The sequence below is a fragment of the Cellulomonas xiejunii genome, assembly GCF_024508315.1.
In the GTDB taxonomy this organism is placed as follows: Bacteria; Actinomycetota; Actinomycetes; order Actinomycetales; family Cellulomonadaceae; genus Cellulomonas; species Cellulomonas xiejunii.
In genome coordinates this window covers 771,764-792,916 of the sequence record NZ_CP101987.1, presented here as the reverse complement: position 1 = coordinate 792,916, position 21,153 = coordinate 771,764, and the positions used below count along the sequence as shown (strand labels likewise).

The window sequence follows — 21,153 nt, the reverse complement described above, 5'->3', positions numbered from 1 at the left end:
TGGTGCCGGGTCATCGGGTCCCCTGCGCCGCGAGGACCGCGGGGCGCCCGGGCCCGGCACCGCGGCCCGCGTCTGCGGGGGTGCGGGCCGTGCAGGACCAGCCGACGACCCACGAGCCGTCGGCGAGCTCGACCGGGCCGAGTGCTGCCGGCGCGGGCAGCGACGCCAGCAGCGTGCCGAGAGCCGCGGCCGACAGCCGCCAGACCTCCCCGGCGAAGGACGCGCCGGCACCGGGTGCGACGCGCGTCAGAGCGTGCCCGTGGAGGTACGGGGGCGACGTAGGCGCCTCACCCGGGGCCGGCGTCCGCTGACACCTCGCACCCGCGCTGCGCACCTCGTCCACCCCCGGCGTGCGCAGCGCGTACGCCTCCGACGTCCGCGCCCTGCGCTCGCACCGCCCGCCGAGGTCGACGAGGGCGCGTCGCACCGCCGGCTGGACCGCGGACCCGACCACCAGCAGCTCGACGGACCCCGACACCACGAGGGGCGCGGCGGTGCCCGGGCGCACCGGGGTGCCGTCGCCCGTCATCGGCTCGAGCAGCCGTGCCGCGAGGTCGAGCGCAGGCTGGTCGTCGAAGGCGCGTGCGAGGACGGTGACGCCGAACGGCCCGCCGTCGGCGGCCCCGACGGGGACCGCGACCGCGGCCAGGTCGAGCAGGTTGACGAAGTTCGTGTAGGTGCCGAGCCGCCGGTTGACCCCCACGGGGTCGGCTGCCACGTCCGCGAGGGTGGGGTGGTCGGTGGTCGTGGGCAGCAGCAGCAGGTCGCACCCGTCGAGCACGTCGAGCGCCTGGGCGCGCGCCGTGACCAGCGCGGCCCGGTCCCGCACGTAGGCGGCCGCGGGGACGCTCGCCCCGGCGAGCACGATGGCGGCGACCGTCGGGTCGGCGTCCGGCGGCGAGCCCGCCAGGAACTCCCCGACGGCGGCGTACCGCTCGGCGAGGATCGCGCCCTCGTAGAGCAGGTGCGCGGCGGCGAGCATGCCGGAGACGTCGACCTCGACCGTGCGTGCGCCCACGGCCTGCGCGTGCGCGACGGCCGCGCCGAAGGCGACGCGCCACGACGGTGCCAGGGCGTCGAGGTCCGCCGCTCGTGGGACGGCGACGACCGGGTGCTCCGGCAGCGCGAGCCGCACGTCCGTGGGCCAGCGACGACGGCCCGACCGGTCGCCCCCGGCGTCGACCATGATCCGGGTGGCACGCGCACCGGTCGCCAGGTCGCGCGTCAGCGTGGTCACGACGTCGTACGACGCGCACGCGGGCACGACGCCGTCGGTCGGGACGAGCCCCACGGTCGTCTTGATGCCCACCAGGCCGTGGAACGCGGCCGGGACGCGGCCGGACCCGGCCGTGTCGGTGCCGATGCCGATGTCCGCGACGCCCAGCGCGACGGCGACCGCCGACCCGGACGACGACCCCCCGGACACCCGGTCCGGCCGTGTCGCGTGCCGGACCGCGCCGTACGGGCTGCGCGTGCCGACCAGGCCCGTGGCGAACTGGTCGAGGTTGGTCTTGCCGAGCAGGACCGTGCCCGCTTCGAGCAGCGCCTGAACGGCCGGTGCGGTGCGCGGGGCCGGGCCGGGGCGGCCGCGGGGGTCCGTGGCGTAGGACGGGCAGCCCGCGGTCGTCGGCAGGCCCGCGACGTCGACGTTGTCCTTGACGGCCAGCGTCGTGCCCGCGAGGGGCAGGTGCTCACCCGCGGCGACCCGCTGGTCGACCCGCCGGGCCGTGGCGAGGGCGTCGGCCTCGGGGAGCAGCAACGTCCACACCTCGGGCCGGTCGACCTCCCGCAGGCGCGCGTGGGCCGCGCGCACCCGGGCCTGCGCGGTCGCGGTGCACGCGCCCGCCGCGTCGGGGCCGAGGGCCGTCACGTCGCGAGCTCCAGCACTGCGAGGGGCGTGCCGGGTGCCACGTGGTGCCCGGGCTCGACGAGCACCCGCACCACGCGACCGTCGGCAGGTGCGGCGACGGGCAGCTCGAGCTTCATGGCCTCCAGGGCGACGAGCACGTCGCCGGCGCGCACGTCGGCGCCGACCGTGGCCGCCACCCGCCACACGGCCCCCACCATGGGCGACTCGACGAGCACCTGCCCGGCGGGGAGCGCGGCCCCGTCCACGTCGCCGGCGGGAGCCCCGACCGCGCCCGAGCCGACGTGCGACGTCCGGACGTGCGACGCCTGGACGGACGCCGGCCCTTCGCCCCCGCGGACGTCGAGCTCCCCCGCGGCGGCCCAGGCGGCGCGCTCCGCCGCGAAGGCCACCGCCTGCCTCGCGCGCGTCGCCGCGATCTCCTCCGCGTGCGTCGTCAGCAGCCCTTGGTGCTCCCGCGCGGAGAACACCCCCTCCTCGACGCGCACGTCGTGACGCCCGGCGGCGAACGCGGCGCGCTGCTCCGCGAGCTCGGCGGCACTGACGGGGTGCCACACGATGCGGTCGAAGAACCGCAGCAGCCACGGCACACCGGGCGTGCCCCGCCGCCGGTGCCCCGACCAGACGGGCAGCGTCCGCCCGACCAGCTGGTAGCCGCCCGGGGAGTCCATGCCGTAGACGCACAGGTACTGCCCGCCCAGCCCGACCGTCCCCGCCGCTGTCCACGTGCGCGCCGGGTTGTACTTGGTCGTCATCAGCCGGTGCCGGGGGTCGAGCGGCACGGCCAGCGGCGCGCCCAGGTACACGTCCCCGAGTCCGAGCACGAGGTACTCGGCGGCCAGCAGGGTGTCCAGGACGTCCCGCGTGCTCGCCAGGCCGTTCATGCGGCGCACGAGCTCGACGTTCGACGGCAGCCACGGTGCGCGCTCGCGCACGCCCGCCGTGTACCGCTCGACCGCCTCCCCCACCGCCGGGTCCTCGAACGACAGCGGCAGGTGCACGCGGCGCGACGGCACGACGAGCGCGTCGGTCGCCGGCAGGTCCGCCTCCAGCGCGACGAGCACGTCGACGAGCACGCGCACGGGCAGCAGCGCCGGGTCGACGTGCACGTGCAGGGTCCGCACGCCCGGCGTGACGTCGACGACGCCGGGCAGGGCGCGAGCCCGCAGCGCCTCGGCGAGCGCGTGCACGCGCAGCCGCAGTCCCAGGTCCAGCACCGGCGGGCCGTACTCGACGAGCACGTTGTCGTCGCCGCCGCGCCGGTAGACCACGGCGGGCCGCCCGGGCGAGCCGCCGTGCGCGACCTGCGCGAGCACGCCGTCGTCGCCGTCGGGCCCGGTGCGCAGGTCTGCGGGCAGCCGCACGGCGGCCCGTCGCACCGTCGAGGTGCGCAGCGTCTCGGCGGCGGCCGCGTCGACCGGCACCAGGCGCACGGTGTCACCGGGCCGGAGCTGCCCGAGCCGCCAGCGGTGGCCCGCCACCACCGTCACCGGGCACACGAACCCGCCCAGCGACGGCCCGTCCGGGCCGAGCAGGATCGGGGTGTCACCCGACAGGTTGAGCGCACCGACGCTGTACGGGTTGTCGTGCACGTTCGACGGGTGCAGGCCGGCCTCGCCGCCGTCGGGCCGCGCCCAGCCGAGCCGCGGGCCGGTCAGGCGGACGCCGCTGCGGTCGGTGTGGGCCTGCACGTGCCACGTCGCGGCGTACAGCGTCGCCATGCCCTCGCGCGTCAGGTGGGTCGGGGCCGGCTGCGGACCCTCCTGCACCGCGAGCTCCCACGCGTGCGTGAGCAGCGGACGCGCCTCGACGGGCACCGGTGCGACCGGGCGGGCGTCGTCCGGCACGCGCGCGGGGACCAGCACGTCACCCGTCGCGAGCGCGCGCCCGGTGTACCCGCCGAACCCGCCGGGTGCGAACGTCGCGGCCGACCCGAGGTAGCGGGGGACGTCCAGTCCCCCGCGGACCAGCACGTACGTCCGCAGTCCCGGCCCGGTGGGCGCCCCGACGTCGAGCACGCCGCCCGCCGGCACGTCGACCGGCTCCCACTGCGGGACTGGCACGCCGTCGACGCTCACCGGCCCGTCCGCGCCCGTCACGCACACGACCGCCGGGTGGCTGAACCGCAGCCGAGGGCCCGCCAATGTGCACTCCAGCCCCGGCGCACCCTCGGGGTTGCCGAGCGCGACGTTGCCGAGCCGGAACGACAGGTCGTCCACCGGCCCCGACGGGCAGACGCCCACGTCCCAGTACCCGACGCGTCCGGGCCAGTCCTGCACGGTCGTCAGGACCCCGGGGCGCAGCACCTCGACCCACGGCTCGTCGTCGGTGACGCCCGCCAGGGTCGCGGTCGTGTGACGGGCCGCGCGGACGTCCGGGTCGGTCAGCGCGGCGCGCAGCAGCGGCAGGTTGGTGGCGACGCCGTGCACCGCCGTGACGGCGAGCGCGGCCCGGGCCGCGGCGAACGCGGACGCACGGTCGTCCGCGCGCACGACGACCTTGGCGAGCAGCGGGTCGTAGTGCGTCGTGACCTCCAGGCCCGGCTCCGCCCAGGTGTCCACGCGGACGCCCGCGGGCAGGTCGACGCCCGTGAGCAGACCGGCGCCCGGGCGGTGGTCGCGCCGCGGGTCCTGCGCGTACACACGCGCCTGGACCGCATGCCCGCGCACCGGCGGACCGGTCTCGGGCAGCGCCGCGAGCTCGGCGCGCAGGTCGTCGTCGCCCCGCGCGAGGCGCAGCATCCACCCGACGAGGTCGACGCCCGTGACCTCCTCGGTCACGGTGTGCTCGACCTGCAGCCGCGCGTTCACCTCGAGGAACGCGTGCTCGCCGCGCTCGACGTCGACGACGTACTCGACGGTGCCGGCGGACCGGTACCCGACCTGCGCGGTCAGTGCGCGGGCCGAGGACGCGAGGCGCTCCCGCAGGTCCGCGGGCAGCGCGGGAGCCGGCGCCTCCTCGACCACCTTCTGGTGGCGGCGCTGCAGCGAGCAGTCGCGGTCCCCCAGGCTGAGCACGCGTCCGGCGCCGTCGCCGAACACCTGCACCTCCACGTGCCGTGCGCGACGCACGAGGCGCTCGAGGAAGATTGCGTCGTGGGACGCGGCGAGACGGGGGAAAGCCGCACGCACGTCCGCCGGCCCGACGCACGCCCGCATCCCGGTGCCGCCACCGCCGTCGACCGCCTTGAGCATCACGGGGTAGCCGATGCGCTCCGCCGCAGCCAGTGCGTCGTCGACCGCCACGAGCAGGCCGCTGGCGGGCAGCAGCGGGACGCCCGCGTCCCGCGCGGCGCGGCGCGCGCGGTGCTTGTCCCCGAAGACGGCCAGCTGCGCGGGCGTCGGGCCCACGAACACCAGGCCCGCCGCCTCGACCGCGCTCGCGAACGCCGCCTCCTCCGAGAGGAACCCGTACCCGGGATGGACCGCGCCCGCACCCGTCGCGACCGCCGCGTCGAGGAGCGCGTCGGCCCGCAGGTAGGCGTCGGGCGCGCCGATCCGCACCGCGACGTCCGCGAGCCGCACGTGCGGTGCGGCGGCGTCCACGTCGGAGTACACCGCCACCGTGCGCAGGCCCACCGCTGCCGCGGTGCGCAGGACGCGCACGGCGATCTCGCCGCGGTTGGCCACGAGCAGGGTGTCGAACACGGCGTCCTTCGGGTCGGCAGCGGCGTGTATACACGCGGGTATCCGGACCGTAGGGACGAGGTGTTGCCCTGGGCGCTCGCGCAGGTTAACGGTGGGTTACGTGCGGTTCGCGTTGACCGGTTCGCCGGGATCCTGCACGCTCGGAGCATCACGACGGCGGGGGGCCGGCATGAGCGCAGCAGGGGCAGGTGCCACCGGGCAGGTCGACGAGAAGCGCAAGCGCGGAGCGTTCAGCTCCCGGCGTGTCTTCATCCTCGCCGCGATCGGCTCGGCGGTCGGGCTGGGCAACATCTGGCGTTTCCCGTACGTCACCTACGAGAACGGCGGGGGCGCGTTCGTCGTCCCCTACCTCGTCGCGCTGCTGACGGCAGGCATCCCGTTCCTGCTGCTCGACTACGCGATCGGTCACCGGCAGCGCGGCTCCGCACCGCTGTCCTTCGCGCGCCTGCGCCGCAGCGCCGAAGGCCTCGGCTGGTGGCAGGTGGCGATCTGCTTCGTCATCGCCGTGTACTACGCGGCCGTGGTCGCGTGGGCCCTGCGCTACACCTTCTTCTCCCTCGACAAGGCCTGGGGCTCCGACCCGGAGGGGTTCTTCTTCGGGGAGTTCCTCCAGGCCGGCGACGTCCGCGTCACCACCGACGTGGTGCCCGGCGTGCTCGTGCCGCTCGCGATCGTGTGGCTGAGCGTGCTGGTCATCATGGCGCTCGGTGTCCAGCGCGGGATCGGCGCGAGCTCCATGGTCTTCATCCCGGTGCTGATCCTCGCGTTCACGGCGCTCGTCGTGCGGGCGCTGCTGCTGCCGGGCGCGACCGCCGGCCTCGACGCCCTCTTCACGCCGGACTGGTCGGCGCTCACCTCGGCGTCGGTGTGGGCGGCCGCGTTCGGCCAGATCTTCTTCTCGCTGTCCATCGGCTTCGGGATCATGATCACGTACGCCTCGTACGTGGGCCGCCGCGAGGACATGGTCGGCTCGGGGCTCGTCGTGGGGTTCGCGAACTCCAGCTTCGAGCTGCTCGCCGGCATCGGCGTGTTCGCCGCCCTCGGGTTCATGGCGCAGGCCAACGGGGTCGCCGTCGCCGACGTCGCCAGCAGCGGGATCGGCCTGGCGTTCATCGCGTTCCCGACGATCATCAGCGAGGCGCCGGCGGGCGCCCTCATCGGGGTCCTGTTCTTCGCGTCCCTGGTCCTCGCCGGGATCACGTCGCTCGTCAGCGTCATCGAGGTGGTCATCTCCGCCGTCCGCGACAAGTTCGACACCCGTCGCCTCACCGCGACCCTCGCGGTCGTCGTGCCGTGCGCGCTGCTGAGCCTGGCCCTGTTCAGCACGACGAGCGGCATCTACGTCCTCGACGTCGTCGACCACTTCGTCAACCAGTACGGCATCCTCGTCGTGGCGCTGGTCAGCATGCTGGTCGTCGCCTGGGCGCTGCGCGCCCTGCCCGCCCTCGGCGCGCACCTCAACGTCCACGGCCGCCCGCGGGTCGGTCGGACCTGGCGCGTCCTGACGAGCGTCGTGGCCCCCGTGGGGCTCGTCGTCGTGCTCGTCTTCGCGCTCCGCGACGACCTCGGCGCGCCCTACGAGGACTACCCCGCCTGGCTGCTGATGGTCTTCGGCTGGCTCATGGTGGTGCTGCTGCCGGTCGTCGGGTTCCTGATCGCCCGCGTCCCCTGGCGCGCCGGGACCCACCTGGACGGGCCGCCACCCGGCTCGGACCCCACGGCGCCGCTGGACGCCACCGGGATCGGGGCGTCCGGCGCACGCCCGGTCCGTGACGACGAGGGAGACCGCTGATGAGCACGAGCGCGATCGTGATGATGGTGGTGGCGATGGTCGTCATCTGGGGCGGGCTGGCCGCGGCGATCGTCAACCTGCTGCGGCACGGCTCGGTCGAGAACCGGGCGGAGAACGTGCGCCGCGACCTGTGATCCGCCCCTCGGGCGGAGGTCGTTTCACCCGTGCGGCCATGGTGTCGCCGGCGCCCCTGGGTGTGGCCCCTGTCTATGTTGGGCGACCCCGCCGCCCGACCCGAAGGACCCGCACCCCATGGCACGACGCCCCCTCGCCACGCTCGCCGCAGCCCTCACGCTGACCCTCGTGCTCGGCGGCTGCAACGCGATGCGCGACCAGGTCAGCGGGCCACCGCTCGACGAGAACGGCGTCGCGATCACCAAGGTCGTCAAGGACGCCGTGGCCGAGGCACTGCCGGACGCCGTCGAGACGAACACCAGCACGCACCTCGACGGCTTCGCCAACACGTTGACGGTGACCGTCAGGTGGCCCGACGAGGTGCCGCTCGACGCGACCCCCCTGCAGGACGGTGCGCGCGCGATCTGCGAGAACGTCAGGGGCTACGACGTGGTCAACTTCGGGTTCTACCTGGTCGGGGCCGAGCGCCGCGCCGGCATCCTGGACGCGTGGTCGCAGGCCTTCCCCGACCTCTCCCCGGCCCGCGACACCGTGGCACGGATCTGGGAGGACGACTGTCCGGTGGTCCTCGCCTGACGCGCGGTCAGCCCGCGAGCGCCATGCGCGCCATCGCGTGCGAGGCGCGCTCCATGACGACCTCCAGGGACTCCCCCACGTGCCGGTGCAGCGCCGTGAGCGCCTCGCCGAGGCGCTCGGCGAGCACGAGCTCGAGGATCTCCAGGTGCTCGTCGATGGTCGCGGTGATGCGCTCGTCCTCGATGAAGTCGTGCATGCGCACGGCGCGGATCTTCTGGTTCACGGTGACCAGGGCGTCGGTGAGCTGCCCGTTGCCCGACGCCTGGGACAGTGCGCGGTGGAACCCCTCGTCGAGCACCACGAAGCTCGGGTCGGGGTCGGGGACGACGTCGCGCATCTCCTGCCAGCGCGCCAGCTCGGCGCCCAGGAGGGCACGGTCGTGCTGCACCTGCGGGTTCTCGATGGCCCGCGCGATGCCGCGCAGCTCGAGCGTGATGCGCAGTTCGTACAGGTCGCGCAGCGCGGCCAGGGACGGCACGACGACCGCGTAGCCGAAGTCCGTGCGCTCGACCAGCCCGTCGGACAGCAGCCGGGACAGCGCCTCGCGCACCGGCGTGCGGGACACCTCGAACGCCTTCGACAGCTTGGGCTCGGTGAGCCGCTCACGCGGCGAGACGCGTCCGTTGAGGATCTCGTCGCGCAGCTGCTGGTACACCTGCTCGCGCAACGACCCGCCGGCCATGCTCATGACAGCAGCCCTCCGCCCCCCACGTCCCCGGGGCGGACGCCCCGGGGATCGCCCGCCCGAGGACGCTCAGATCGCCATGGCGGCACGCACGTCACCCTCCTGGGCGACCCCACCGACACCCTCGGCCGTCACCCGACCCGACTCCAGGACGTAGTAGCGGGACGACGCGGCGAGCGCGAAGCCCACGTGCTGCTCGACGAGCAGCACCGACAGCCCGTCCCCCGCGAGCTGGACGATCGCGTCCTCGATCTCCGCGACGACCGACGGCTGGATGCCCTCGGTGGGCTCGTCGAGGACGATCAGGCGCGGCCCGGTGATCAGCGCCCGCGCGATCGCGAGCTGCTGGCGCTGCCCACCTGACAGCAGCCCCGCCCGGCGCCCCAGCAGCTCGCGCAGCGCGGGGAACAGGTCGAGCGCCTCGTCGAGGCGCCGGCCCCCCGCCGACCCGGCGACGTCGGCGACGAGCTGCAGGTTCTCCCGCGCAGTGAGCTGGCCGAACGACTGCTGCCCCTGCGGGACGTACGCGAGCCCGGCGCGCACCCGCTGGTGCGGGCGTCGGCGCGTCACGTCCTCGCCGCCCAGCAGGACCGTGCCGGACCGCACGGGCAGCAGCCCCACCGCGGCCCGCAGCAGCGTCGTCTTGCCCGCACCGTTGTGGCCCATGACCGCGACGACGGACCCGTCCGGCACCTCGACGTCGACGCCGTGGACGACCGCGGTGCGGCCGTACCCGACGTGTACCCCACGCAGCTCCAGCATCACTCCACCTCCGTGGTCGCGGCGGGCGCGGCGTCCGTCTGCGCCGCCGCGCCATCCGTCTGCGCCGCCGCGCCATCCGTCTGCGCCGCCGCGCCTCGTCCCCGGCCGTGCGCCCCGGACCCCAGGTACACCTCGACGACGCGCGGGTCGGCCTGCACCTGCGCGACCGTCCCCTCCGACAGCACGCGCCCCTGGTGCAGCACCGTGACCGACGACGCGAACGACCGCAGGAACTCCATGTCGTGCTCGACGACGACGACCGTGCGCTGCTCACCGATGCGCTGCAGCAGCAGGCCCGTCTCCTCGCGCTCGGCCTGGCTCATGCCCGCCACGGGTTCGTCGAGCAGCAGCAGGCGCGCGTCCTGGACCAGCAGCATCCCGATCTCCAGCCACTGCTTCTGCCCGTGCGCGAGCACCCCGGCGGGCAGGTCACGCACGTGCGTCAGGCCCACGGTCTCCAGCGCGGCCTCGACCTCGGGCGGTACGACGTTGCGGCGTCGCAGCATGGTCCACGGCCCGCGTCCGGCCCCGGCGGCGATGTCGAGGTTCTGCAGCACGGTGAGCTCGTCGAAGACGCTCGCGGTCTGGAACGTCCGTCCGACGCCCGCGCGCACGATCCGGTGCGACGGGCGCCCGAGCAGCTCGACGCCGCCGAACTGCACCGACCCGGTCGCGTGCGCCAGGCCCGTGATCGCGTCGACGATCGTCGTCTTGCCGGCGCCGTTGGGCCCGATGAGGAACCGCAGGTCCCCCTGCGTGACGGTCAGGTCCACGCCGTCGACCGCGACGAACCCGTCGAACACGACGCGCAGGTCGCGGATCTCCAGGTAGTCGTGCCGGAAGCGCGCGCCCGGTGCGGCGATGACCGCCTCCAGGGCCTCGGTGTCCAGGCCCCCCGTCGCGTCCGGCGGGACGACCGGACCGGTGTCGGTCTGCTCGCTCATGTGTGCCTCCCTGCGGTGCGGGCCGCGTCGGCGGCGTGCTGCGCGTCGTCGTCGGGTGCCGTGCCGGACCCCACGGGTGCGGCGGTCGGGGCCGGCGGGTCACCCAGGTCACCGGGCACGTCACCGGGCGTCCTGCGACGCCGCCGCCACAGGCCGCCGAGGGACGCGAACCCCTGCGGCAGGAACGCGACGACGAGGATGAACATTGCCCCCTGGAAGTAGGTCCAGAAGGACGGGAACTGCTCCGAGAGGCCCGTCTCGGCCCACGACACGGCCACCGCGCCCAGCACCGGGCCGAGCAGCGTCGCGCGGCCGCCGATCGCGACGCCCACGAGGAACCCGATGGACGGGATGACGCCCACGTCGGCGGGCGAGATGATCCCCACGACCGGGGCGAACAGCGCGCCGCCGATGCCCGCGAAGCACGCCGCGATCGCGTAGGCGACGACCTTGACGTTCGCCGGGTCGTACCCGAGGAACCGCACGCGGTTCTCCTGGTCGCGGACGGCGACGAGCAGCTCGCCGTAGCGCGAGTGCATGAGCAGCCGCACGACCACCACCATCGCGATGAGCACGCCCGCGGCGATGAAGTAGAGCATCCGCTTGTTGACGGGGTCGGCCAGGTCGTACCCGAAGAACGACCGGAACCCGTTGAGGCCGTTGGTGCCGCCCGTGACCTTCTGCTGGCCGACCAGGAGGATCGCGAACGCGGCGGCGAGCGCCTGCGAGAGGATCGCGAAGTACGCGCCGCGCACGCGGCGGCGGAACACCGCCAGCCCCAGCAGGGCGGCGATGCCGGCGGGCAGCACGAGGATCGCGAGGATCGTGACGACGGGGCTGCGCAACGGCTCCCACCAGCCCGGCACGACGCCGTCGCCGTACAGCAGCAGGAAGTCCGGCACCCCGCCGGGGCCCGCGTCGGACAGCTTCATGTGCATCGCCATCAGGTAGCCGCCGATGCCGAAGAACACGCCCTGCCCGAGGACGAGCATGCCGCCGCGCCCCCACGCCAGGCCGATCCCGACCGCGACCATCGCCAGGCACAGGAACTTGGCGAGCAGGTTCAGCCGGAAGTCGGAGAGCAGTGCGGGCGCCAGCCCGAACAGCACGACCGCAGCGACCGCGACGCCGACCCACACGCGCATCGCGGGGCGTCGCCACCAGGTCGTCGACGTGCTCGCGGGCCGGGCCACGTCGGTCGTCCCCGCGCTCATGCCAGGCTCCGCGTGCGGACCGAGACCAGGCCCTGCGGCCGCACCTGCAGGAACGCGACGATGACGACGAAGAGCAGGACCTTGGCCAGGCTCGCCGTCGTCGAGTACTCGAACGCCGCCTGCACGATCCCGAGCGAGAACGCGGCGATCACGGCGCCCTTGAGCTGGCCGATGCCACCGACGACGACCACGAGGAACGCGTCGACGATGTAGTTGGTGCCGAGCGTCGGGCCGATCGACCCGAGCAGCGTCAGCGCGACGCCGGCGACCCCGGCCACGCCGGAGCCGACGAAGAACGTGAGGCGGTCGGTGGCGCGCGTCGAGACGCCCGACGTCTCGGCGAGGTCCCGGTTCTGGACCGTCGCGCGGATCCGCCGTCCCAGCGGCGTGAGCTTGAGGACCAGGGCCAGCACGACGACGCACGCGATCGCGAGGCCGAGGATGAACAGCCGCGTCTTGGGCAGGTTCATGCCGAGGAACGGCACCGCCCCCGAGAGCCACGCCGGGGCGCGGACGTCGACGTTCGGGGCGCCGAAGACGTCGCGTGCGAGCTGCTGCAGCACCAGCGCGACGCCGAACGTGACCAGGAGCGTGTCCAGTGGTCGCCGGTACATCCGGGAGATCAGCGTGACCTCCAGCAGCAGCCCGAGAAGGCCGCCGACGACGAAGCCGACGGGCAGTGCCACGAGCAGCGAGATCCCCGCGTCGGGGATGAACGCCTGCAGGACGAACGCCGTGTAGGCGCCGGCCATCATGAACTCGCCGTGCGCCATGTTGATGACGCCCATCTGACCGAACGTCAGGGCCAGGCCGAGCGCCGCGAGCAGCAGCACCGAGCCGAGACTCAGGCCCGCGAAGAGCTGGGAGAACAGGGCGTCCATGCGGCGCCGCCTTCCGTGGGTGGTCGTGCACCGGGGCGGGTGGCCCGGTCCGTGCGTCGGACCGGGCCACCACGCTCAGGGGTGCGTCCGGGGGTGCGGGACGCGGGTCAGGACAGGCCCTCGGCCCAGTCGTAGCCCTCGAGGAACGGGTCCGGCTCGATCGGGCCGTCCGACTCCCAGACGGAGTAGATGAGGCCGTCGGGCCCGATCTCCCCGATGTACGCCGTCTTGGCGATGTGGTGGTTGTCGCCGTTGACGGTGACGGTGCCCTCCGGGGCGTCGAAGCTCACGCCGTCCGCAGCCTCCTGGATGTCCGCGACCGCGAAGGACTCGGCCTTCTCGACCATGCCCTTCCACAGGTAGAGGGACGTGTACGCGGCCTCCATCGGGTCGGACGTCGGCCGGTCGTCGCCGTACTTCGCCTTGAACGCCGCGACGAACGTCGTGTTCTCGGGCGACTCGACCGTCTGGTAGTAGTTCCACGCGGTGAGCTGGCCGACGATGTTGTCGACGCCGATGCCGCCGACCTCCTCCTCGGCGATCGACACCGAGACCACCGGGGTGGCGTCCACCGTCAGGCCGACGTTCTTGTACTCCTTGAAGAACGCGACGTTGGAGTCGCCGTTCAGGGTGTTGAACACCGCGTCGGCGCCGGACGCCTTGAGCTTGTTGACGATCGTCGCGAAGTCGGTGTGACCCAGGGGCGCGTACTCCTCGCCGACGATCTCGATGCCGTTCGCCTCGGCGTAGGCGTTGATGATCTTGTTCGCGGTGCGCGGGAAGACGTAGTCCGACCCGACGAGGAAGACCTTCTTCTTCCCCTGCTCCTTGAGGTAGTCCATGCCGGGGATGATCTGCTGGTTCGTCGTCGCGCCGGTGTAGAAGATGTTCTTCGACGCCTCGAGGCCCTCGTACTGCACGGGGTAGAACAGCAGCGAGTTCTTGGACTCGAAGACCGGCAGCATCGCCTTGCGGGACGAGGAGGTCCAGCCGCCGAAGACCGCGGCGACGCAGTCGGACGAGATGAGCTTGTCGGCCTTCTCGGCGAAGACGGTCGGCTCGGAGGCGCCGTCCTCGGCGACGATCTCCAGCTGCTTGCCGAGCACGCCGCCGGCGGCGTTGATCTCCTCGGCCGCGAGGTCGAGGGAGTCACGGACCGTCTGCTCGGAGATGGCCATGGTCCCGGACAGCGAGTTGAGGAACCCGATCTTCACGGTGTCCCCGGACGTGTCCACGCAGGAGGCTCCGCCGGACGCGGACGCCGTGCCGCCGTCCGTGCCTGCGGCGGTGCGGGCGCCACCGCAGGCCGAGAGCGTGAGTGCGGCCGCGAGCGCGGCGGCCGACAGTGCGAGCGCGCGCTTCCGGGACGTCCGCGAGGGGAGGGGGTGTGTGGTCAACGGAGTGCCTTTCGATCAGGACGAGCTGACGGGCGAAGCCGGGCTCGGGCACCGACCCACCGCGTGCCACCGCACTGTGTCCCGCGGCGTATACAGGCCGGTGCCCATGGCCGAGGACGCTAGAGAGGCCGTGTTTCTCGGATCGGGCCCGGGACGTAAACAGTTGGTTTCGCGCCGCTGGGGGCGCGAACCCGGTCCTGTAAACATCGCGTTTCGTGCGTATACGGGGGCGCATACAGGCCGGTGCACCGCCCTAGGGTGCTCGCCATGAGGCTCACCCCCGCCGACTCCGAGAAGCTGCTGCTGGCCGTCGCCGGCATGGTCGCGCGTGACCGCCTGGCGCGTGGCGTCCTGCTGAACCACCCCGAGGCCGTCGCCCTGCTCAGCACCTGGGTGATCGAGCGGGCGCGTGACGGCGTCGGGGTCCCGCAGCTCATGGCGGACGGCCGCTCGGTGCTGAGCCGCGACCAGGTGATGCCGGGGGTGCCGGAGATGCTGCGCGACGTCCAGGTCGAGGCGACGTTCCCCGACGGTCGCAAGCTCGTGACGCTGCACGACCCCATCGCCTGACCCTCACCTGCCCGCACCACACGACGGAGGACCCATGTCAGGCACGTCCGCCGACGGCCCCGGCGCCGTCCGCACGCGCGAGGGCACGGTCGTGCTCAACGGCGACCGCACCCCCGCCGAGCGGCTCACGCTCGTCGTCGAGAACACCGGCGACCGCCCGGTGCAGATCGGCTCGCACCTGCACCTGCCCGACGCCAACGCGGCGCTCGCGTTCGACCGCGCGGCCGCGCACGGGTTCCGGCTCGACGTGCCGTCGGGGACGTCGCAGCGCTTCGAGCCGGGCGCGTCGCGGTCGGTCGACGCGGTGGCGATCCGCGGTGCGCGGTGCGTGCCCGGCCTGCAGCTCGGCAAGACCGACGGGGGTGCGCTCTAGATGGTCGCGATCTCCCGCGCCCGCTACGCGGCGCTGTACGGCCCGACGACCGGTGACCAGGTCCGCCTGGGCGACACCGACCTGTGGATCGAGGTCGAGGACGACCTGACCGTCGGCGGCGAGGAGGCCGTCTTCGGGGGCGGCAAGTCGATCCGCGAGTCCATGGCCCAGGGCTCCACGACGCGCGCCGAGGGCGCGCCGGACACCGTCGTCACCAACGCGCTCGTCCTGGACTGGTGGGGCGTGGTCAAGGCCGACATCGGCATCCGCGACGGGCGCATCGTGGCCCTGGGTCGCGCGGGCAACCCGGACGTCGCCGACGGCGTGCACCCGGACCTGCGCATCGGCCCGTCGACCGACGTGATCAGCGGTGAGGGTCGCATCCTCACCGCGGGCGGCATCGACGTGCACGTGCACTTCCTGTCCCCGTCGCAGGTGCACGAGGCCCTGGCGACGGGGTTGACGACGCTCGCGGGCGGCGGCACGGGCCCGTCGGAGGGCTCGAAGGCCACCACCGTCACACCGGGCGCGTGGCACCTGCGCGCGCTGCACCGCGCGCTCGACACCGTGCCGGTCAACCTGCTGCTGCTGGGCAAGGGCAACACCGTCAGCGCGCGGGGCCTGGCCGAGCAGGCCCTGGCCGGCGCCGGCGGGTACAAGGTCCACGAGGACTGGGGGTCCACGCCCGCCGCGATCGACGCCGCGCTACGCGCCGCCGACGACTGGGGCCTGCAGGTCGCGCTGCACTCCGACTCGCTCAACGAGGCCGGGTTCGTCGAGTCGACGATCGGTGCGATCGCGGGCCGCTCGATCCACGCGTTCCACGCCGAGGGCGCGGGAGGGGGGCACGCGCCCGACATCCTCACGGTCGCCTCGCTGCCCCACGTCATCCCCGGGTCGACCAACCCGACGCTCCCCCACACCGTCAACACCGTCGCCGAGCACCTCGACATGCTCATGGTCTGCCACCACCTGAACCCGTCCGTCCCGGAGGACCTCGCGTTCGCCGAGTCCCGCATCCGCGCGACGACCATCGCGGCCGAGGACGTCCTGCACGACATGGGCGCGCTGTCCATCACGTCGTCCGACGCCCAGGCGATGGGCCGCATCGGCGAGGTGATCACGCGCACGTGGCAGGTCGCGCACGTGATGAAGCACCGCCGCGGCCCGCTGTCGTCGGCCCTGCCCGCGGACAACGAGCGCGCCCGCCGCTACGTCGCGAAGTACACGATCAACCCGGCCGTCGCGCACGGCATCGACCACGTCGTCGGGTCCGTCGAGGTCGGCAAGATGGCCGACCTCGTGCTGTGGGACCCGCGGTTCTTCGGGGTGAGGCCCGACGTCGTCGTCAAGGGCGGGTCCATCGCGTGGGCCGCGCTGGGTGACCCGAACGCGTCCATCCCGACGCCGCAGCCGGTGCTCATGCGCCCGTCCTTCGCGGACGCGACGGGTGCGGACGTGTCGGTGTCGTTCGTCGCGCCCGCCGCCCTCGACGACGGCCTGGCCGACCGCCTCGGCCTGCGACGCCGGCTCGAGGCCATCCGGCCCACGCGCGACGTCGGCAAGGCGCAGATGGTCAACAACGACGTCCTGCCTCGGATCGAGGTCGACCCGGAGACGTTCACCATCCGCGTCGACGGCGACGTCGTCGAGCCGGCGCCGGCCGACGTCCTGCCCCTGGCCCAGCTCTACTCCCTCTTCTGACGTGGACACCCCCACCCCTCCGCGAGAGGGCGATCCAGTCACCGCTCCTCCCTCGCGAGACAGCGGGCCAGCCACCGACGCGTCAGCCCTGCTCGTGCTCGCGATGCTGGCCGACGCGCGCCTCCCGACGGGCGCGCACGCCCACTCCGCGGGCCTCGAGCCGGCCGTCCAGGCGGGCCTGCTCACCCCGCCCCCGTCCCCCGACGCGCCACCCCGTCACGCCACCGTGGACTGGATTGCACTCTCACCACCAACGGGGGTGCCCAAGGGGGTGCCAACGGGGATGCCAACGGGGGTGCCCGCAGCGGTCACCTCCCACCCCACCCCGGGCGTGAGAGAGCAATCCAGTCACCGCGCCCCCGACTCGATCGCCCTCTCGCGCGGGCATGTTGGGCGGGAGGACGTCACGCGGGTGCCCGCACTGGCGGCCACGCGGCTGCGGACGGTGACCGCGACCGAGGCGGGTGCCGCCGTCGTCGCGCGGCACCGGTGGCTGGACCGGCGCGACCTCGCGCCCGTCGCGGACGCGTGGGCCGCGCGCACCCCCAGCCCCGCGGTCCGCGACGCCGCACGACGCCTCGGCCGTGGCTACCTGCGGCTCGCGCTGGCGCTGTGGCCGGGCGACCTCGCCGGAGCGTTCGCGCCCGGGTCCGCTCCCCCGCGCCCGCTGGTCGCGGGGGCGATCGGGGCGGTCGCCGGTCTCGACGCGCTCCAGGTCGCGCTGCTCGTCGGCTACGACGACGTCCAGACGATCGCGTCGGCCGCGCTCAAGCTCACCCCTCTCGACCCGGCGACGACGACGCGGTGGGTGCTCGACCTGCATCCCGCCGTCGCGCAGATGGCGGCGTCCGTCGCCCACCTGACCGACCCGGACGACATCCCGTCGGCCGGGGCACCGATGACCGACGCGTGGGCGCAGGCCCACGCCGGCACCACCCGGAGGCTGTTCCATGGCTGAGACCCCCGCCACCCCCGCCCGCGCGTTCCGGCTCGGCGTCGCCGGGCCGGTCGGCACCGGCAAGACGTCGCTGATCGGCCTGCTGTGCCGGGAGCTCGCGGACGAGATCGAGATGGGCGTCGTCACCAACGACATCTACACCGACGAGGACGCGCAGATCCTGCGGGCGGCCGGCGTGCTGGAGATCGACCGTATCCGCGCCGTCGAGACGGGCGCGTGCCCGCACACCGCGATCCGCGACGACGTCACGCCCAACCTCATCGCGGTCGAGGACCTCGAGGCCGACCACGGGCCGCTGGACCTCGTGCTCGTGGAGTCCGGCGGCGACAACCTCACGGCGACCTTCTCCCCCGCGCTCGTCGACGCGCAGATCTTCGTCCTCGACGTCGCGGGTGGCGGGGACGTGGCCCGCAAGGGCGGCCCGGGCATCGCACGCGCCGACCTGCTGGTCGTCAACAAGACGGACCTGGCGCCGTACGTCGAGGTCGACGTCGAGCGCATGCTGAGCGACGCGTCCGACGCGCGCGACGGCGGCCCCGTCATCGGCCTGTCGCGGCACGACCGCGCGTCCGTCGACGCGCTCACCGACTGGGTGCGGCGCATGACGGCGGCCGTCCGCGAGGGCCGGCACACGCCCGTCGACCCCGGTCCCATGGCCCCCCACAGTCACGCCGACGAGGACGGGAACGTGACGGTCCACACCCACGAGCACGGGCACGGCCACGACGACCTCGTGCCCGGGCGCGCGGTCTGAGACGCGGACCCGTGTACGGCACCGGGCCGACCGGCCCCGCCGACGCCGGCGGCCCGGCGCCCGTGGACGCGCCCACCCCCGCCGGGACGTCCGCGCACCCGGTGATGACGACCAGGATCGCGCTGAGCGGCCCGACGGGTGGCCGTGCGCGCCTCGACGTGGCAGGTGGCGCGCTGTCGTGCCGGCGGCTGCCGGACGAGGACGGCACGGTGCGGGTCGCGCTCGTCGCCACGCAGGCGCTTCTGCTGGCCGGTGACCACGTCCGCATCGAGCTCGACGTCGCCCCGGGGCTCGTGCTGGAGGTCGTCGAGATCACGGGCACCGTCGCGTACGACATGCAGGGCGGACGGGCCTCGTGGGACGTGGACGTGCAGGTGGGGGCGGGTGCGCTGCTGGTGTGGGACGCACTGCCGTTCGTCGTCGCGACCGGTGCCGACGTGACCCGCAGCGCCCGGGTCGAGCTGGCCGAGGGTGCGGTGGCGGTGCTGCGCGAGACGTTCGTGCTGGGCCGCACGGGCGAGGCCGGAGGACTGCTGACGACGAGCACGCACGCACGTCTTGCCGGGCGTCCGCTGCTCGTCGAGACCCTCACCGTGTCCCCGGAGAGCAGACGGGACCCGGCGCTCCTGGGGGGCGCGCGGTGCCTCGACACCGTGACCGTGCTCGGTGCACGGTACGAGGACGACGCGCCTGCGGGTGCGGACGTGCTGCAGCTGGACCGCCCCGGCACCCTCGTGCGGACGTTCGGGACCGATGCCCACCGGGGCGACCTGGCGGTGACGGTGACGCGCGCCCGTGCGGCCGTCTCCCCGTCGGTGGTCGACGTCGGCAGCGAGAGCACGGCTGTGGGCGGGCCTGCCGGGAGCGGGCGCACGCTCGACGGCGGCGGTCGCACGACCGGGACGCCGTAGGCCGGACCACACCGCCCCCAGGCGAGGCGCAGCGCGATGCAGTCCCTCGGGACCGGGCGAACCGGGACGGTCCGGGTGCACCGCGGCGACCAGGCCACCTCCTGCCGGGTGGCCACTCCGCGGCCCGGTCCGCAGCGATACCCTGCATAACATGCCGCTGCGCCCGCTCGACCAGTCCGCCAAGCTGAAGAACGTCCTGTACGAGATCCGGGGCAAGGCACTGGACGAGGCCGCACGCATGGAGGCCGAGGGACGTCGCGTCCTGAAGCTCAACACCGGCAACCCGGCGGCGTTCGGGTTCGACGCGCCCCACCAGATCGTGGCCGACGTCATCGCGGCGGTGCCCTACGCGCACGGGTACACCGAGTCGCGCGGCATCCTGCCCGCGCGCCGCGCGATCGTCACGCGCTACGAGACCGTCGAGGGCTTCCCGACGTTCGACGTGGACGACGTGTACCTCGGCAACGGCGTCTCCGAGCTCATCACGATGACGCTGCAGGCGCTGCTCGACGAGGGTGACGAGGTCCTCATCCCCTCCCCCGACTACCCGCTGTGGACGGCCATGACGAGCCTGTCCGACGGCCAGCCCGTGCACTACCGCTGCGACGAGTCGAACGGCTGGGAGCCGGACGTCGAGCACATCCGCGAGCAGATCACGCCCCGGACCAAGGCGATCGTCGTCATCAACCCCAACAACCCGACGGGCGCCGTGTACCGGCGCGAGGTGCTCGAGCAGATCGCCGACATCGCGCGCGAGCACAGCCTGCTCCTGCTGGCGGACGAGATCTACGACCGCATCCTCTACGACGGTGCGCAGCACATCCCGATGGCGAGCGTCGCGCCGGACCTGCTGTGCCTGACGTTCAACGGGCTCTCGAAGACGTACCGCGTGGCCGGGTACCGCGCCGGGTGGGTCGCGGTCACCGGTCCGCAGGGGCACGCGAAGGGCTTCCTCGAGGGGATGACCCTGCTGGCCTCCACGCGCCTGTGCCCCAACGTGCCCGCGCAGCACGCGATCCAGGCGGCGCTCGGCGGCGTGCAGTCGATCGACGCCCTCATCGCCCCCGGCGGCCGGCTGCACGAGCAGCGCCAGGTCGTCTGGGAAGGGCTGAACTCGATCCCCGGCGTCTCGTGCGTCAAGCCCGACGGCGCCCTGTACGTGTTCCCGCGTCTGGACCCCGAGCACTTCGGCATCGTCGACGACGCGCAGCTCGTGTACGACCTGCTCGTCAGCGAGCAGATCCTCGTGGTCCAGGGCACCGGGTTCAACTGGCCGACGCCCGACCACCTGCGCATCGTCACGCTCCCCGAGGCACGTGTCCTCGGGGAGGTCGTGGAGCGCATGGGCAACTTCCTCGCGTCGTACCGGCAGAAGCCCCGCTGACCACCTCGGGTCGGCGGTAGCCTGGCGCGCTCCCCACCCCCGACCCGAGGACCCCGAGACCCATGCTGAACGTCTCCTCCGGCTACGACTCCGGACCCGAAGCGGGCGCGGTCGTCGCGCTCGCGCTGATGTCGCTCCTCTACGTCGCGTTCATCGTCTTCGCGATCTACATGTACATGCGCATCGCCCGCAAGGCCGGCTGGACCCTCTGGCACGGGCTCCTGGTCCTGGTGCCCGTCGCGGGAGTGGTCTTCCTCATCATGTTCGCGTTCGTCGAGTGGCCGGTCGAGCGGCGCCTGCGGGAGGCGGAGGCCCGCCTCGCGCTGGCGAACGGCGGTACCCCGTACGGCGGCCCCGCTGACGGCGCCGGCGCGTACGGCAACGGCGTCTACGGCAGCGGCGTCTACGGCAGCGGCGTCTACGGCAGCGGCGCGTACGCGGGCTACGGCGCGCCGGGCACCCCCGGGGCTCCCGACGCCTACGGGACCCCCAGCGCCTACGGCACCCCTGCCGCCCCTCCCGCGTCGGGCACCACGTCCCCGTACGAGCTCCCGCCCACGAGCGGCCCGGTCCCGCCCGCGCCGCCGCGCTGACCAGCG

General features: G+C 73.9%; 19 protein-coding genes. 11 read left to right on the top strand and 8 right to left on the bottom strand.

The genetic code is table 11. From position 1 onward, the window contains the following. Window positions 1–10 precede the first annotated feature (10 nt). Together NP048_RS03800 and uca are read right to left on the bottom strand one after the other, a co-directional pair. Window positions 11–1,870, bottom strand: a complete 1,860-nt coding sequence (locus NP048_RS03800; protein ID WP_227578157.1) for an allophanate hydrolase — start codon at window positions 1,868–1,870, stop codon at window positions 11–13. After that, a complete protein-coding gene (gene uca, locus NP048_RS03795; RefSeq protein WP_227578156.1) occupies window positions 1,867–5,514 on the bottom strand; it encodes an urea carboxylase in 3,648 nt (1,215 codons plus the stop codon). The genes NP048_RS03800 and uca overlap by 4 nt, the downstream gene beginning before the upstream one ends. Before the next feature lie 169 nt (window positions 5,515–5,683). On the opposite strand from uca, the gene NP048_RS03790 reads away from it, so the two are divergent. The 3 genes from NP048_RS03790 to NP048_RS03780 all read left to right on the top strand — a co-directional run bounded on the left by NP048_RS03790 (window position 5,684) and on the right by NP048_RS03780 (window position 8,017). Further along, window positions 5,684–7,306, top strand: coding sequence for a sodium-dependent transporter (locus NP048_RS03790; protein WP_227578155.1), 1,623 nt, complete (start codon window positions 5,684–5,686; stop codon window positions 7,304–7,306). Next, window positions 7,306–7,440 carry a methionine/alanine import family NSS transporter small subunit gene (locus NP048_RS03785; RefSeq protein WP_227578154.1) on the top strand — a complete coding sequence of 45 codons (135 nt, stop codon included), beginning with the start codon at window positions 7,306–7,308 and terminating at the stop codon, window positions 7,438–7,440. The genes NP048_RS03790 and NP048_RS03785 overlap by 1 nt, the downstream gene beginning before the upstream one ends. 118 nt (window positions 7,441–7,558) lie before the next feature. Continuing rightward, window positions 7,559–8,017 carry a hypothetical protein gene (locus NP048_RS03780; protein ID WP_227578153.1) on the top strand — a complete coding sequence of 153 codons (459 nt, stop codon included), beginning with the start codon at window positions 7,559–7,561 and terminating at the stop codon, window positions 8,015–8,017. A gap of 7 nt (window positions 8,018–8,024) precedes the next feature. Here the strand turns inward: NP048_RS03780 and NP048_RS03775 are convergent, their stop codons facing one another. The 6 genes from NP048_RS03775 to urtA all read right to left on the bottom strand — a co-directional run bounded on the left by NP048_RS03775 (window position 8,025) and on the right by urtA (window position 13,900). Beyond that, the gene (locus tag NP048_RS03775; protein WP_227578152.1) at window positions 8,025–8,705 is read right to left on the bottom strand and encodes a GntR family transcriptional regulator; all 681 of its coding nucleotides are present in this window, start codon (window positions 8,703–8,705) and stop codon (window positions 8,025–8,027) included. A gap of 66 nt (window positions 8,706–8,771) precedes the next feature. Beyond that, window positions 8,772–9,464 (bottom strand): urea ABC transporter ATP-binding subunit UrtE, encoded by a 693-nt coding sequence (gene urtE / locus NP048_RS03770; RefSeq protein WP_227578151.1) that lies wholly within the window; start codon window positions 9,462–9,464, stop codon window positions 8,772–8,774. Then, window positions 9,464–10,408 (bottom strand): urea ABC transporter ATP-binding protein UrtD, encoded by a 945-nt coding sequence (urtD, locus tag NP048_RS03765; protein ID WP_227578150.1) that lies wholly within the window; start codon window positions 10,406–10,408, stop codon window positions 9,464–9,466. The genes urtE and urtD overlap by 1 nt, the downstream gene beginning before the upstream one ends. Continuing rightward, on the bottom strand, window positions 10,405–11,622 hold the full coding sequence (gene urtC / locus NP048_RS03760) for an urea ABC transporter permease subunit UrtC (protein ID WP_227578149.1): 1,218 nt from the start codon (window positions 11,620–11,622) through the stop codon (window positions 10,405–10,407). Before urtC ends, urtD begins: the two co-directional genes overlap by 4 nt. Continuing rightward, window positions 11,619–12,503 carry an urea ABC transporter permease subunit UrtB gene (gene urtB, locus NP048_RS03755; protein WP_227578148.1) on the bottom strand — a complete coding sequence of 295 codons (885 nt, stop codon included), beginning with the start codon at window positions 12,501–12,503 and terminating at the stop codon, window positions 11,619–11,621. The genes urtC and urtB overlap by 4 nt, the downstream gene beginning before the upstream one ends. A gap of 107 nt (window positions 12,504–12,610) precedes the next feature. Further along, on the bottom strand, window positions 12,611–13,900 hold the full coding sequence (gene urtA, locus NP048_RS03750) for an urea ABC transporter substrate-binding protein (RefSeq protein ID WP_227580184.1): 1,290 nt from the start codon (window positions 13,898–13,900) through the stop codon (window positions 12,611–12,613). Window positions 13,901–14,167: 267 nt separating this feature from the next. Between urtA and NP048_RS03745 the strand changes: the two genes are divergently transcribed. The 8 genes from NP048_RS03745 (at window position 14,168) to NP048_RS03710 (ending at window position 21,147) form a co-directional block, all read left to right on the top strand. Further along, the gene (locus NP048_RS03745; RefSeq protein WP_207340531.1) at window positions 14,168–14,470 is read left to right on the top strand and encodes an urease subunit gamma; all 303 of its coding nucleotides are present in this window, start codon (window positions 14,168–14,170) and stop codon (window positions 14,468–14,470) included. Between the two features lie 34 nt (window positions 14,471–14,504). Further along, window positions 14,505–14,843 carry an urease subunit beta gene (gene ureB / locus NP048_RS03740; RefSeq protein WP_227578146.1) on the top strand — a complete coding sequence of 113 codons (339 nt, stop codon included), beginning with the start codon at window positions 14,505–14,507 and terminating at the stop codon, window positions 14,841–14,843. Beyond that, the gene (locus NP048_RS03735) at window positions 14,844–16,547 is read left to right on the top strand and encodes an urease subunit alpha (RefSeq protein WP_227578145.1); all 1,704 of its coding nucleotides are present in this window, start codon (window positions 14,844–14,846) and stop codon (window positions 16,545–16,547) included. It begins immediately after the preceding gene. Window positions 16,548–16,959: 412 nt separating this feature from the next. Beyond that, a complete protein-coding gene (locus NP048_RS03730; RefSeq protein WP_227578144.1) occupies window positions 16,960–17,505 on the top strand; it encodes an urease accessory protein UreF in 546 nt (181 codons plus the stop codon). Next, window positions 17,498–18,259, top strand: a complete 762-nt coding sequence (ureG, locus tag NP048_RS03725) for an urease accessory protein UreG (RefSeq protein ID WP_227578143.1) — start codon at window positions 17,498–17,500, stop codon at window positions 18,257–18,259. The genes NP048_RS03730 and ureG overlap by 8 nt, the downstream gene beginning before the upstream one ends. An 11-nt stretch (window positions 18,260–18,270) precedes the next feature. Then, entirely contained in the window at window positions 18,271–19,170 is a 900-nt protein-coding gene (locus NP048_RS03720) for an urease accessory protein UreD (protein WP_227578142.1), read from the top strand. A 151-nt stretch (window positions 19,171–19,321) separates the two neighbouring features. Then, window positions 19,322–20,554: a pyridoxal phosphate-dependent aminotransferase gene (locus tag NP048_RS03715; RefSeq protein WP_284439721.1), complete on the top strand. Its 1,233-nt coding sequence runs from the start codon at window positions 19,322–19,324 to the stop codon at window positions 20,552–20,554. Window positions 20,555–20,616: 62 nt separating this feature from the next. Beyond that, window positions 20,617–21,147: a hypothetical protein gene (locus NP048_RS03710; RefSeq protein ID WP_227578141.1), complete on the top strand. Its 531-nt coding sequence runs from the start codon at window positions 20,617–20,619 to the stop codon at window positions 21,145–21,147. Window positions 21,148–21,153: the final 6 nt, after the last annotated feature.

Excerpts from the sequence above, each read along its gene's own strand:
- NP048_RS03790 (WP_227578155.1), top strand. The coding sequence starts at position 5,684 with ATGAGCGCAGCAGGGGCAGGTGCCACCGGGCAGGTCGACGAGAAGCGC.
- NP048_RS03785 (WP_227578154.1), top strand. The coding sequence starts at position 7,306 with ATGAGCACGAGCGCGATCGTGATGATGGTGGTGGCGATGGTCGTCATC.
- NP048_RS03780 (WP_227578153.1), top strand. The coding sequence starts at position 7,559 with ATGGCACGACGCCCCCTCGCCACGCTCGCCGCAGCCCTCACGCTGACC.
- NP048_RS03775 (WP_227578152.1), bottom strand. The coding sequence starts at position 8,705 with ATGAGCATGGCCGGCGGGTCGTTGCGCGAGCAGGTGTACCAGCAGCTG.
- urtE (WP_227578151.1), bottom strand. The coding sequence starts at position 9,464 with ATGCTGGAGCTGCGTGGGGTACACGTCGGGTACGGCCGCACCGCGGTC.
- urtD (WP_227578150.1), bottom strand. The coding sequence starts at position 10,408 with ATGAGCGAGCAGACCGACACCGGTCCGGTCGTCCCGCCGGACGCGACG.
- urtC (WP_227578149.1), bottom strand. The coding sequence starts at position 11,622 with ATGAGCGCGGGGACGACCGACGTGGCCCGGCCCGCGAGCACGTCGACG.
- urtB (WP_227578148.1), bottom strand. The coding sequence starts at position 12,503 with ATGGACGCCCTGTTCTCCCAGCTCTTCGCGGGCCTGAGTCTCGGCTCG.
- NP048_RS03745 (WP_207340531.1), top strand. The coding sequence starts at position 14,168 with ATGAGGCTCACCCCCGCCGACTCCGAGAAGCTGCTGCTGGCCGTCGCC.
- ureB (WP_227578146.1), top strand. The coding sequence starts at position 14,505 with ATGTCAGGCACGTCCGCCGACGGCCCCGGCGCCGTCCGCACGCGCGAG.
- NP048_RS03735 (WP_227578145.1), top strand. The coding sequence starts at position 14,844 with ATGGTCGCGATCTCCCGCGCCCGCTACGCGGCGCTGTACGGCCCGACG.
- ureG (WP_227578143.1), top strand. The coding sequence starts at position 17,498 with ATGGCTGAGACCCCCGCCACCCCCGCCCGCGCGTTCCGGCTCGGCGTC.
- NP048_RS03715 (WP_284439721.1), top strand. The coding sequence starts at position 19,322 with ATGCCGCTGCGCCCGCTCGACCAGTCCGCCAAGCTGAAGAACGTCCTG.
- NP048_RS03710 (WP_227578141.1), top strand. The coding sequence starts at position 20,617 with ATGCTGAACGTCTCCTCCGGCTACGACTCCGGACCCGAAGCGGGCGCG.